Genomic DNA, 12,490 nt, shown 5'->3' with positions numbered 1-12,490 from the left:
CGTCGACTTCAATCAGGCAATAACGGGTTGAATATAATCATCAGGGTGCCAGTAAATCATTCCATCCGATTCGGTTACATGAATTTTTCTCAAACGGGCTCCCCGACATGGCCCACCTGAACAATGGCCTGTTTCAGGCTGATAAATAGCGCCATGAGTTGCACACATAATGTAAAGTCCGCTCGATTCCAGAAATTCACCGGGATTCCAGTCCAGTTCCACCGGCACATGGGCGCACCGGTTCAGATAAGCATGCACAGCACCCGCATAGCGAATTACAAAACCAACCGCATCGTCACTGCCGGCAGTGACCGGAAACCGAACCCCCAATCCCCCCTCAATCAGGGCGTCGGACTGGCAAATAGATATCATTGTCACTATCGCTCCACTATTGTCAGGCGTTTTGCATCAACCATGCATGCAAATCACGCACGGTTTTTGCCGAATACAAGGGATTCAGCGCAGCCAGCGCATCGGCCTGGTGCGCGCCGTATTCAACAGCCACAGAAGCGGCGCCGGCATTGTTTGCCATCTGCAGATCATGCGTGGTGTCACCAATCATCAGCGTTCTCTGCATATCCTGCCCCAGCTCCCGCGTCAGTTCCTGCAACATCGCGGGATGCGGCTTGGAAAAGGTTTCATCAGAACATCGTGTTGCATCAAATACTGAAGTCAGTTTTGCTGTATGTAACGCACGACTAAGGCCAACCCTGCTTTTACCGGTTGCCACTGCCAGAAAATATCCTTCCTGCGCCAGCTCATTGAGCATATCCCGTACTCCATCAAACAATGGCAGCTCGTGATCTTTAAGCAAATAATGGTAACGATAGCGCTCTACCATCCGCGGATAGTATTTAGGGTCGATATCCGGCATCGCTGCTTTCATCGCATCAGCCAGCGACAAACCGATCACATAAGATGCAGCATGATGATCCGGAACAGGCAAACCAAGGTCCTTGGCCGCAGCCTGAATGCACTGCACGATCGTGGCAGTGCTATCCATCAGCGTACCATCCCAATCAAAGACAATAAAATCGAACTGCTTTTTTGACATGTTCTTGAATGCTCAGTTATTTCAAAATGGCAACTATGTTGCCGGAAAATAACGTCATCATACCACTTTGGGAAAGTAAATTTTGAGCGACTGGTCCACGCTACGATTCACAGGATCATCCCAGGCTTAACAAAAATGCCTCGCAATCTTCAGGTAATCTGGCATTTACCGTCATAACCTTTCCATTTTCCGGATGCATAAAAGTAATCTGATGTGCGTGCAGGAACATCCTTTTAAAAGCGCCATGATCCGTATTTGCTTTCTGTAAGGATTTATTCAAGGCGAAATCACCATATTTTTCATCTCCGACAATCGGAAATCCACTGGCCGACAAGTGCACCCGGATCTGGTGGGTACGTCCCGTCTTTAACTCCGCTTCCAACAAAGCAAAACGTTGATATTTTTTCTTCAGAGAAAATACCGTATGAGATGCCATCCCATCTGCCTGCACCCGCACCCTTCGCTCACCGTCTGCAGTCGTATATTTATGTAATGGCAATTTGATATGCTGCCGGGCATTTTTCCAATCCCCCGCAATCAAAGTGTAATACCGCTTGTCAGTTACGCCATCACGCATTTGTTCATGCAAATTAGTTAATGCAGTACGTTTTTTTGCAATTAACAGTATTCCGGAGGTTTCACGATCCAGACGATGCACCAGTTCCAAAAATTTAGCTTCCGGCCGGGAAGCCCTGAGTTGTTCAATCACACCATAGCTGACACCGGAACCACCATGCACAGCGACACCTGCCGGTTTATCAATAATCAACAAATAAGGGTCTTCATGCAAAATAGGAAATTCCAGCTTAGGAACCGCCTGTACAGATGTTTCGGCGACACGTATAGGCGGAATCCTTACAACATCTCCTTCTGCCAGGCGATACAGCTGATCTATCCGCCCTTTATTCACCCGCACCTCACCGGAGCGTAAAACCCGGTAAATATGGCTTTTCGGAACCCCTTTGCAAATGCGCAGCAGGAAATTATCGATACGCTGACCAGCTTCTTCCTCTGAAATAGTCAACAACTGCACGCGTGGCTGCGACGTCGAAGCCTGCTCCGGGAAAGAACTTTGCATTTGTTTTTGCTTCGTTTTCCGATTAATTGTCGCTAAGTCCTTCATTTTGAATATATAATCATTTGTGCTTCAGCAATTACGCTTGAGCAGTGTAAGAGAAATAAACGACTATTTTACACAGGGGTCAGTTCATCAGCCTCGCCTGTTTGCAAATATGATGAAAAAGATGTGTATGCGACGGCGTCTGCAACCGGGGTAATAACCGACTGTTATTATCAGGTCTGAGCAGAAGCGGTTGGATCAGAGAGTACAGATAGCAAGGATAAATAGGATAAGAAACGCTGGTTCGCACTGCACCGCGACGCTTATCCTGAATGATTTTTGTAGTAAAGGCGATTCCGTCAGGCACAACAGAAGAAGATGGCCTGACACCAAAGTTGCGCATCGCCTAGCGTTGACTTCAGCTATTGCACAAATATAGCTGAAGAAATAATGCGGGGAACGTGTGCACTCGGCTTTTTATTGAAATCTTACGCGCCTGGCGCGAAGCAGAGAAAATGACGAAAATCATTGTATTCAGCCTCGTGCTGATTGCAGTCATTCCGCTGCGGCGCTGGCATTTTTCCTGTTCTCATACTCCGTCCTGCATACATCCCCGATAGCACAGCTGCCTTATCATAAAAAAGTGCGGCAAAAGATGACCAAAAGGTCACGGAGTAAAAAATGAAACGTATGTTGTTCAATGCAACGCAGCAAGAAGAGCTGCGCGTTGCCATCGTCAATGGGCAAAAACTCATCGACATCGATATTGAGACTGCCGGTCGCGAATTGCGCAAGTCAAATATCTACAAGGGTGTCATCACCCGCATCGAACCCTCCCTCGAAGCCTGTTTCGTCAACTATGGCGAAGAGCGTCACGGTTTCCTTCCTTTTAAAGAAGTGGCCCGCACCTACTTTAAAGAAGGTATTGATGTGCGCAATGCCTCCATCAAGGAAGCACTGCGCGAAGGCCAGGAAATTATGGTGCAGGTTGAGAAAGAAGAACGCGGCAACAAAGGTGCGGCGCTGACTTCATTCATTTCACTGGCCGGGCGTTATCTGGTGCTGATGCCAAACAATCCTCGTGGTGGTGGCGTATCGCGCCGGGTTGAGGGCGAAGACCGCCAGGAATTACGCGAAACCATGGATAAACTGGATTTGCCATCCGGCATGTCCGTTATTGCCCGTACAGCAGGTATCGGCCGTAATGTGGACGAACTGCAATGGGATCTGAACTACCTGATGCAATTGTGGCGCGCAATCGAAGGTGCCGGCAAGTCTGCACCGGGCGCCTTCCTGATTTACCAGGAATCATCCTTAGTCATCCGTGCGATCAGAGATTATTTCCAGCCGGATATCGGTGAAATCCTGATCGATACTGACGATATCTACGAACAAGCTCAGCAATTCATGAGCCACGTGATGCCTGACATGGTGCATCGCGTCAAGCGTTACAGCGACGACGTACCGCTGTTCTCACGCTTCCAGATCGAACACCAGATCGAAACCGCATACAGCCGTACCGTGCCACTGCCATCCGGCGGCGCGATTGTGATCGACCATACCGAAGCACTGGTATCGGTTGACGTCAACTCGGCTCGTTCGACACGCGGCGGCGATATTGAATCGACTGCGTTCAACACCAATCTGGAAGCGGCTGAAGAGGTTGCGCGCCAATTGCGTCTGCGCGATCTGGGCGGTCTGATCGTGATCGATTTTATCGACATGGAAAATGCCAAAAACCAGCGTGAAGTGGAAACCCGCCTCAAAGATGCACTGCGTTATGACCGTGCACGCGTCCAGATGGGTAAAATTTCCCGCTTCGGCCTGATGGAGTTGTCGCGCCAGCGCCTGCGTCCTTCATTGTCTGAAGGTAGTCATGTAACCTGCCCGCGCTGCAACGGCACAGGGCATATCCGCGATACCGAATCCTCCGCCCTGCAAGTCCTCCGCATTATTCAAGAAGAGGCGATGAAGGAAAATTCGGCAGCTATTCATGTACAAGTGCCCGTCGATGTGGCAGCTTTCCTGCTGAATGAAAAACGCGGCGAAATCCTGAAAATTGAAACGCGCCATCGTGTGACCGTGATCCTGATCCCGAACAAACATCTGGAAACGCCGCATTACAAACTTGACCGCCTCAAAAACGACGATCCGCGCCTGGAAGACCATCACGCCAGCTACGCCATGGCAGAGCAGGCCGATACCGATATCGGTTACAACAAACGCCAGAAAGAAGACGTGAAACCGCGCCAGGAAGCCGTCGTCAAGAGCATCACACCTGAGCAGGCGCCGATCGTGGAACGCAAAGAACCTGCACCGGCAGTACCACCGACACCAGCAGCGCCGGGCTTTTTCGGCAAACTGTTTGGTTTCTTGTTTGGAAAATCGGAAGCCGCGCCAGCGCCATCCGCTGAGGCAGAAGAGAAACCAGCAGAACGGGAACGCAACGGACGCAATCCGCGCAGTAATCAACGCAATCGCAACCGTCGCAACCGCGAAGACCGGGAAGATAAACCAGCCTCTGCGCGCAATGACAAAGCAGAAGTAACTAAACCTGCAGTCGCCGAACAGCCATCCCGTCCGGGCAAACAGGCAAAACAGCCAAGGGAAGAACGCGAGCCACGCGAAAACAAAGAAGCCAAAGAGCCGGCAGAAGGCCGCCGTGAACGTCAACAACGCCTGCGTGAGGAACGCAAGGAAGTGATGTTAACGGAAGCCAAAACCGAGGACAAGGACAGCATTCAGAAACACGCTGATCCAGTGCCAGTTCAGGTCATGCCCGACGCAGCGGTGCAAAATCAGGAAACAGGTCCTGACAATGAGCTGGGAGAACAAGGTGAAGAGCGTCGCCGCCGCCGCCGCCGCGGTGGTCGTAACCGCAACCGTCGTGAACGTGAAGCAGGTGAAATTAACGAACAGGGCGAATTACCTATTGATGCAAACGGTGATACCAGCCTGTCGCCGGTATTTGAACCTGTGGCAGAAATTGCTGAAAATCACGTCGCCCCAGCTTCGGTTGCCCAGCTTGATTCTCAGACTGAACTGGTTGCTGTGACGCATATAACAGAAGTCACTACAACAACACCAGTCCAGACGGAGACGGCATCCGCTTCTCAAACTGCTGCTGATACTCACGTGACAGTTGAAGTACCGCCTGCAGTAACGCCTGTAGTTGAGGCAGCAGTTGTATCAGCGCCAGCAGTTGAACCGGAACAAGCCGCAGTCACTGCAGCTGCAATTGTAGATGCAGTTCCCGCTGTACATCAGGAACCTGCATCCATTCCAGCACAACCGGTGAATGTAGCGCCTGCCGTAGCCACCCCGGTCACTCCTGAGATCACTGCTCCGGTAGAAGTCACAACACCTGCTGAAGTCAAAGCGGCCTCGACTGCCGCGCTATCCACAGTCATGATGCCCGTTGATGATTTGCGCCAGATGTTGCAAGCAGCAGGTCTTGAACTGGCCAGCACGGATCCGGTAAAGTTGCGTGCGGCGCAGGAAAACACCGGGAAGATCGTACCGGTGCAGCGCATTCCGCGTGAGCGGAAACCGCTGCCACCAGCCTCCAGCGAGCCGCTGGTTCTGGTTGAAACACGGCGCTGACCTGAGCACAAAAAACCGGCAAGCCCGAACAGGCCTTGCCGGTTTTTCTTTCAGGACAATACCCACTAGTACCATACCGTGAAAGTAAGACAAAATACCAATCCATGGCTGCGTTACAAGTTACTTGGGAGTAGCCGCTTTAAACAGGTACTCGATACCTGTATCGTTTTTTCATGATTCTCAGTCAGACTGACGAATCGCAGTAAAGCATCTCACTCCAGAACCGCTTCTGGCGCTGACCAAGCACTTTCATCAACTTTAGTAGCTCACAGGTCAGATTTCGATGACGTGCAGTGATCTGATAGAAAAAACACTGCTGGATACTCAGTAACTATCCTGATTCGCCAGAGTCCGGTGAGTTACCGTTACTCATGGTATTGTGTGAGTCCATCCCCGACTTTTTTACTTTAGTATTGCAATGACGGAAAAATTCATCCCGATCACCGACATGCGCCAACATGCTCCCAGATCGGACATTCCCGCAGAATTGATTGCTCCTGCCGGACATCTGGCAGACAGATTGCAACGGCCCTTACATGATCTTCGTATCTCTGTCACAGACCGTTGCAACTTCCGGTGCGTGTACTGCATGCCCAAAGAGCTGTTCGATAAGCATTACCAATACCTGCCACATAACGATTTACTCAGTTTTGAGGAAATCACCCGGCTGGCCCGGATTTTTGTTGCACATGGTGTCCGCAAAATCCGGCTGACAGGTGGCGAACCATTGCTACGGAAAAATATCGAAGACCTGATTGTCATGCTGGCCACCCTGCGCACTCCGGACGGCGAAAAGCTCGACCTGACATTAACCACCAATGGTTCCTTGCTGGCGAAAAAAGCCTCTGCCCTGAAAGCAGCAGGACTCAGCCGCATTACCGTGTCACTCGACTCGCTGGACGATGATATTTTCAAACGCATGAACGATGTCGACTTCCCCGTTTCTGATGTCCTGACGGGTATTGACGCAGCACATGCTGCAGGCCTGGGACCGGTCAAAGTCAATATGGTAGTCAAAGCAGGCATCAACGATCAGGAAATTGTGAGCATGGCGCGTTATTTCCGGCATACGCCGCACACGCTCCGTTTTATCGAGTACATGGACGTCGGCGCCTCCAATGGCTGGCAATTGAATGAAGTGATTCCATCGAACGAAATTGTGCGCCGCATACAGGAAGCTGGCATGCCTCTGATCCCGCTCAAATCCAGCCGTATTGGAGAAACTGCGGAACGCTGGCAACATGTCGGCAGCAATAGCGAAATCGGCCTGATTTCCAGTGTGACGCATGCGTTTTGTGGAGATTGCAACCGGATTCGTCTTTCCACGGAGGGTAAATTGTACACCTGCCTTTTTGCCAGCCAGGGGCATGATTTACGCGCCTTATTGCGGGATGTTAAACAATACAGCGATCTTCAGTTATCGAATGCGATTGCGGCCATCTGGCAACGCAGAACCGACCGGTATTCCGAATTACGCAGCCTGCAGACCAAAGCGTTAAATGATCAAACGAAAAAAATTGAAATGTCTTATATCGGGGGCTGAATTTCCCCCATTCTGCCATGATCTCAGCACAGGTTTTTGAAAGCATTTTTTATGACAGGGATTGATCAACAACTGATTACCGGACTGATTCTGGCCGGCGGGCGCGGTACCCGCATGGGACAGGTCGATAAAGGTCTGCAAAATTTTCGTGGCGCGCCAATGGCATTGCATGCACTGATGCGATTATCCCCGCAAGTTGGTGAAATCATTATCAACGCCAATCAGAATCTGGCTGTCTATGAAAGTTTTGGCACACAGGTGTGGCCGGATCAGATCGAAGGTTTTGCCGGTCCGCTGGCAGGTGTACAAACCGGGCTACAGCATTGCGAAACACCTTATATGCTGACCGTGCCTTGTGACTCCCCCTTATTGCCGGAAAATCTTTGTGCCTGCCTATCCTCAGCCTTGCTCAATGATGATGCCGATCTTGCGCTGGCCGTGACGCTGGAACAGGAATATGGCATTACCCGCCGTCAAACGCACCCGGTATTTGCGCTGATGAAATCCAGCATACTTCCCTCGCTGACTGATTTTCTGCAACAGGGTGGACGAAAAGTCGACGCCTGGTTTCAACACCTGCGCATCACTGAAGTGGTCTTTGAAGACAGCAACGGTTTCAGGAACATCAATACCCTGCAAGAACTACGTCAATTTGAATGCTGATATTCCGCTATGAAATCCCTCACTCCCTCTGCTTCCCCCTCCTGCTTGCAAGAAATTGTCAGTTGCTTGTCTGATTACGACCCGGATGCCCTGTCCGTCTCGCAGGCACAGAACATCATCCGGCAATTTATAGCCCCCGTGCAGTCCGTCGAAAAAGTCGCCATACGTCAGGCATTGGGACGGGTCCTTGCCAAGGACATGATTTCCGGAATTGATGTTCCGGCACACGATAACTCCGCCATGGACGGTTACGCATTGCGCGGCAGTGATCTTCCAGTGACAGATCCGCTGATATTCCGTGTTATTGGCACAGCTTATGCAGGGCGTGCCTGCGACAGCGCGGTTGCTGCCAACGAATGTGTTCGCATCATGACGGGAGCCGTTATGCCTGTCGGTTGCGATACTGTGATTCCGCAGGAGTTCACCGTCGATGCCACCGATGCTACAGTCACCATCCCCGCCGGAAAAGTCCACCCCGGCGACAACCGCCGGCTGAAGGGCGAAGATCTGACGACAGGGCAGGTGGCGCTGAAAAAAGGCAAGATTCTGCGCCCTGCCGATATCGGGCTGCTCGCCTCGCTCGGAGTGGCCGAGGCGCCTGTCCAGCGCCGGTTGCGCGTTGTTTTTTTCTCCACCGGAGATGAGCTGCGCTCCTTAGGCGAACCGTTGGATACAGGCTGCGTTTATGACAGCAACCGCTACACACTGTATGGCATGCTGCAACGGCTTGGTTGCGACATCATTGATATGGGCGTCATCAAAGATGATCCGGCAGAACTCGAAGCCGCTTTTCGTTCTGCCTGTGAAAATGCAGACGCCATCATCACGTCGGGTGGGGTTTCAGTAGGCGCTGCAGACTATACCAAGCAGATCATGGCAATGCTGGGCGATGTCGCCTTCTGGACCATCGGCATGCGCCCGGGCAGACCAATGGCATTCGGCAAAATCCACTCCGGTGGCAAAAGTGCTTATCTGTTTGGTCTGCCGGGCAATCCAGTCGCAGTGATGGTGACCTTCTATTTCTTTGCCCGTCAGGCATTGCTGTATATGATGGGGGCCGACGCTGCACCCTTGCCCCTGCTTCCCGCCATCAGCAAAACTGCCATCCGCAAACGCCCCGGCAGAACCGAATACCAGCGTGGAGTACTGAGCATCAATCAGGATGGGCAGGCCGAAGTCGTCGTTACAGGCTCTCAGGGTTCAGGTATATTGCGCTCTATGTCAGAAGCAAACTGTATGATTGTGCTTCATCATGAGCAAAATCAGATACTGCCAGGCGATCAGGTGAGTGTTTTATTATTTGAAGGACTGATCTGAGTGCCTTGTCGTGGCATAATCCGGCAGACATAAAATCGTTTATTCGCTGCTGCGGCAGCGGTATGCATCACGATTGTTCCTTGGGTTGCCATATCTGGCAAGCAGGTACAACGCATTTTTCTATATATGGAGATCAGATTGAACGCATCAAAATGGTTATTAGGTGCCTGTGCATCCCTCGCTTTGCTGAGCGGTTGCGGCGGAAAAAGCACGGCAACCGTACTCGCCAGCGTCAGTAAAGTGACGATTGACCAGGTTGCTTACCGTCAGCCGATGATGATGGTGATTACCGGCCAGAATCTGGATAAAGGCATTACCGTGACCAATCCCGGTTGCCTCAGTCTGACAGAAGTCGCTGGCGGCAGCCCTACTCAGCGCACATTCACCTGCAAAATTATCGCGGTGGGCACATTCAATGCCACGGTGACCAATGCGAATGGCGGCAGCCTGTATTTCGCCTCACTGACATCGACTCTGGCGGCGGCACCACAAGTCACCCTCGGTACCAGCCAGGGTAATATCGTTGTAGAGCTGAATCCGGCGAAAGCACCAGTGACCGTCGATAATTTCCTGAATTATGTCGAGAGTGGTTTTTACCCAAACAAGATCTTCCACCGCGTCGAAAAAAATTTCGTGATTCAGGGTGGCGGCTACACCAGAGATCTGACACTGGCCACCACATCGGCAGCCATCAAGCTTGAAACCGGACTCAGCAATACCCGCGGCACCATCGGCATGGCCAGAACTTCGGCTGCAGACTCCGCCACGTCACAGTTCTATTTCAACGTGATCGATAACAGTGCCGCATTTGATGCGAACACCACCAATACCGGCTATGCCGTCTTCGGCAAAATCGTATCCGGACTTGATGTGATGGATCAGATCAGCAATGTGCCGGTATCCGCACAAGGCGGGTTATCGAACGTACCGGTCACTCCAGTGCTGATCACCTCTGCCAAACGTACTCAATAAAAGGATGGCAGCATGTTATGCTGTCCTCGTGTGCTGCCAGATTCTCACAATTGTTTCATCGCCGTTCGCAGTACACAGGTTCTGTGTATCCCACCATCACGGAACCTGCAGGACTTAACATCAAACTCATGAAATAAGGAGAGAAAATGAAGAATTACGCTAAACTTCTGGTACTCGCCAGTATCTGTCTGGGTCTGCAAGGTACTGCACTGGCAGCCAAAGATGATGCAAAGAAAGCTCCGGCCAGCGCAGCCGCCAGCGCCAGCGCCAGCGCCAAAGCAGAGCTGATGGACATCAACAGCGCCAGCAAAAAAGAACTCGCGACGTTGCCGAAAATCGGCGATGCCCGTTCCGATGCCATCATCAAAGGTCGCCCATACCGCGGCAAAGATGAATTATTGTCCCGTAAAATCCTGACCGAAGATGTTTATAATGGCATTAAAGACATGATTATTGCCAAGCAAAAAACTGCTGAGAAAAAATAATTAATTTCGTTCTGCCGGTATTCTGCAGCCAGTTCACACTGGCACAGAATACCGCTCATCCTTCAGTATTTTTGCTGAAAAATGATTTGCAGTGCAATCGCAGGATGCGTCTATGTTCAGTCTATTGCCTCGCTTTTTCATTTTCGCGCTCAGTACGCTCATTTCCCTGACTGCCCTCGCAGACGAAAGCAGTAATTTTACCATTACTGGATTTGGCACAATCGGCGTGGTGCATAACAGCACCCGTGACGCAGATATCATCCGGGACCTTTCACAAAACACCGGAACCGGCCGTACGCGTCAGAATGACACCAATATGGACAGCAATCTGGGCTTGCAGGCAGAAGCGCATCTGAATGATGTCGTTGATGCTGCAGTTCAGGTAGTCAGCCGCTACGGTCCGAATGAATATAAGCCGGAAGTCACCTGGGCTTATGCAAAATATTCACCCAGCGACACCGTGCAGCTCCGGCTGGGTCGTCTTGGCTTTGATGTTTATCTGCTTGCAGATTCGCGCAATATCGGCTACTCCTACATCTGGGTACGCCCGCCGATTGATTTTTTTGGCAATCTGATCGTTTCCTATTTTGACGGTTTTGATACCGTCATCAACCGGGATCTCGGTCAAGGTCAGATCAGGCTTAAAGTTTTCTCCGGGCTGGCGAGAGAAAAAATTTATAACGGCATTTCTAACCAGTTTTTTTCACTCAATGGCTCCAAACTTACGGGCGGCCATGTGGAGTACCAGCAAGGTAACTGGACATTCCGTATTGGCCATTCACAACTACGGTTCGCCAACGAAAACCCGGTCAACAATCTGATTACACCGGTTCTGAATAACCCGACATTTCAATTGTTTTATCCGGGCGCCTCCCAACTATCACAGAAAGTGTTGATGCAGGATAAAAATGCACACTACACCTCGTTAGGGATCGTGTATGATAAAGGCCCCTTGCAGGCACAGTTGATGTTGAGCCGTATCAATTCAGGCAGTCTGTTTTTCCCGGGGTCAGATGCCGCTTATCTATCGGCCAGCTACCGGATCAAAAACTGGACACCCTATGTGACCTATTCCGGTGTCCGTCCCAGCGGAGATCGTGCCAACATTCAGATCAGTCCGCAATTGCCGCCGGAAGTACAGGAATTCCTGCAAGCATTAAGCACTGGACTGAATGATCAGCTCAGCAAGCAAAATACCATAACGGCAGGCGTCCGGTATGACCTGTCAGAGAATGTCAGCGTTAAAGTTCAGCTTGATCATATCCGCAGTCAGGGCAGTTTTCTGATCCGGAACGACCTGCCCAACTGGAATGGCCGGGCGACACTGCTGAGTCTTGCTGTTAATTTTATTTTCTGACCCATGACGACAACCCCGTTGCGCATCCTGCTGTTAATGACGTGGCTGCTGTGCGGCAGCGCAGCGGCTGAACTCGTTGTCATTGCCAATCATAACAGCGGTATTGATAAATTGAGTAAAGATGAAGTCATTAATCTGTATATGGGACGTAACCATAAACTACCCAATGGACTCACCGTGCTTCCGCTGGACCTGAATAGCGCCCATGAAGAAAAAGCGACTTTCTATGAACAACTGGTCGGAAAGGAAATCGCAGAAATCAACTCCTATTGGGCGCGTCTACGCTTTTCAGGTCAAGGTTACCCGCCGCGCCAGCTTGACTCTGCGGACGAAGTCATTAATATCGTCAGCGAAAATAAAGGCGCCATCGGCTACATTGACAGGAAAAAAATAGACAGAAGAGTTAAACTGATTTACATCGTCAATCCTTAACTGA

The 12,490-nt window shown here is 50.9% G+C and carries 11 protein-coding genes; 8 read left to right on the top strand and 3 right to left on the bottom strand.

From position 1 onward, the window contains the following. Positions 1–12 precede the first annotated feature (12 nt). The 3 genes from HV832_RS09520 to HV832_RS09510 all read right to left on the bottom strand — a co-directional run bounded on the left by HV832_RS09520 (position 13) and on the right by HV832_RS09510 (position 2,132). Entirely contained in the window at positions 13–372 is a 360-nt protein-coding gene (locus HV832_RS09520) for a Rieske (2Fe-2S) protein (protein ID WP_176803924.1), read from the bottom strand. Positions 373–394: 22 nt separating this feature from the next. Continuing rightward, complete coding sequence (locus HV832_RS09515; protein WP_176803606.1) at positions 395–1,054, bottom strand: HAD-IIIA family hydrolase; 660 nt, start codon at positions 1,052–1,054, stop codon at positions 395–397. A gap of 115 nt (positions 1,055–1,169) precedes the next feature. Then, entirely contained in the window at positions 1,170–2,132 is a 963-nt protein-coding gene (locus tag HV832_RS09510) for an RluA family pseudouridine synthase (RefSeq protein WP_223827239.1), read from the bottom strand. A 663-nt stretch (positions 2,133–2,795) separates the two neighbouring features. Between HV832_RS09510 and HV832_RS09505 the strand changes: the two genes are divergently transcribed. The 8 genes from HV832_RS09505 to HV832_RS09470 all read left to right on the top strand — a co-directional run bounded on the left by HV832_RS09505 (position 2,796) and on the right by HV832_RS09470 (position 12,486). After that, positions 2,796–5,717 (top strand): Rne/Rng family ribonuclease, encoded by a 2,922-nt coding sequence (locus HV832_RS09505; protein WP_176803604.1) that lies wholly within the window; start codon positions 2,796–2,798, stop codon positions 5,715–5,717. A gap of 418 nt (positions 5,718–6,135) precedes the next feature. Beyond that, on the top strand, positions 6,136–7,260 hold the full coding sequence (moaA, locus tag HV832_RS09500) for a GTP 3',8-cyclase MoaA (protein ID WP_176803603.1): 1,125 nt from the start codon (positions 6,136–6,138) through the stop codon (positions 7,258–7,260). 51 nt (positions 7,261–7,311) lie between these two features. Beyond that, entirely contained in the window at positions 7,312–7,923 is a 612-nt protein-coding gene (gene mobA, locus HV832_RS09495) for a molybdenum cofactor guanylyltransferase MobA (RefSeq protein WP_176803602.1), read from the top strand. Positions 7,924–7,932: 9 nt separating this feature from the next. After that, complete coding sequence (gene moeA / locus HV832_RS09490) at positions 7,933–9,240, top strand: molybdopterin molybdotransferase MoeA (protein ID WP_176803601.1); 1,308 nt, start codon at positions 7,933–7,935, stop codon at positions 9,238–9,240. Positions 9,241–9,378: 138 nt separating this feature from the next. Next, positions 9,379–10,212, top strand: coding sequence for a peptidylprolyl isomerase (locus HV832_RS09485; RefSeq protein ID WP_244954609.1), 834 nt, complete (start codon positions 9,379–9,381; stop codon positions 10,210–10,212). Positions 10,213–10,358: 146 nt separating this feature from the next. Continuing rightward, complete coding sequence (locus HV832_RS09480) at positions 10,359–10,697, top strand: ComEA family DNA-binding protein (protein WP_176803600.1); 339 nt, start codon at positions 10,359–10,361, stop codon at positions 10,695–10,697. 112 nt (positions 10,698–10,809) lie between these two features. After that, positions 10,810–12,054, top strand: a complete 1,245-nt coding sequence (locus tag HV832_RS09475; RefSeq protein ID WP_176803599.1) for a porin — start codon at positions 10,810–10,812, stop codon at positions 12,052–12,054. 3 nt (positions 12,055–12,057) lie between these two features. Continuing rightward, positions 12,058–12,486 carry a type 2 periplasmic-binding domain-containing protein gene (locus HV832_RS09470; protein ID WP_176803598.1) on the top strand — a complete coding sequence of 143 codons (429 nt, stop codon included), beginning with the start codon at positions 12,058–12,060 and terminating at the stop codon, positions 12,484–12,486. Positions 12,487–12,490: the final 4 nt, after the last annotated feature.

The organism is Cognatundibacterium oligocarboniphilum (assembly GCF_013377855.1).
Taxonomy (GTDB): Bacteria; Pseudomonadota; Gammaproteobacteria; order Burkholderiales; family Burkholderiaceae_D; genus Undibacterium; species Undibacterium oligocarboniphilum.
Note: the sequence above shows the minus strand (reverse complement) of the source record. Positions and strands in the feature narration are given on the sequence as shown.